We start from the raw sequence: 544 nt of genomic DNA on the forward strand, positions 1-544 counted from the left end.
CCCCGCGACTGGGCCGCCGCCGCACGCGAGGGCCGCACCATCGCCCCCCTCATCACCCGCCTCAACACCATCCGGCGGGAGAACCCGGCCCTGCGCCAACTGCGCGATCTGCACTTCCATCCCACGGACAAGGAGGAGGTGATCGCCTACTCGAAGCGGCAGGGGTCGAACACGGTTCTGGTGGTCGCCAACCTCGACCCCCACCACACCCAGGAGGCGACGGTCTCGTTGGACATGCCGCAACTCGGCCTGGACTGGCACGAGTCGGTGCCGGTGCGCGACGAGCTCACCGGCGAGACCTACCACTGGGGCAGGGCCAACTATGTGCGCCTGGAGCCGGGCCGTTCGCCCGCGCACGTCTGCACGGTTCTGCGACCGTCCAACCCGCAGATCGGAGGGTCACCCACCACATGATCGTCAACGAGCCCGTGCCGGACACCTTCGAGGACACACCGGCCAAGGACCGTGACCCGGACTGGTTCAAACGAGCCGTCTTCTACGAGGTACTCGTCCGCTCCTTCCAGGACAGCAACGGCGACGGCGT

At 68.0% G+C, this 544-nt stretch carries 1 protein-coding gene; it reads left to right on the forward strand.

Going from position 1 to position 544, the window contains the following annotated elements; all coding sequences use genetic code 11:
* Positions 1 to 414, forward strand: a 414-nt coding sequence (locus ACP4IX_RS36560; RefSeq protein WP_426558996.1) for a DUF3459 domain-containing protein, incomplete at its 5' end; no start/stop codon positions are given.
* Between the last annotated feature and the right edge of the window lie 130 nt (positions 415 to 544).

The organism is Streptomyces sp. WG5, assembly GCF_049974565.1.
Lineage (GTDB): Bacteria > Actinomycetota > Actinomycetes > Streptomycetales > Streptomycetaceae > Streptomyces.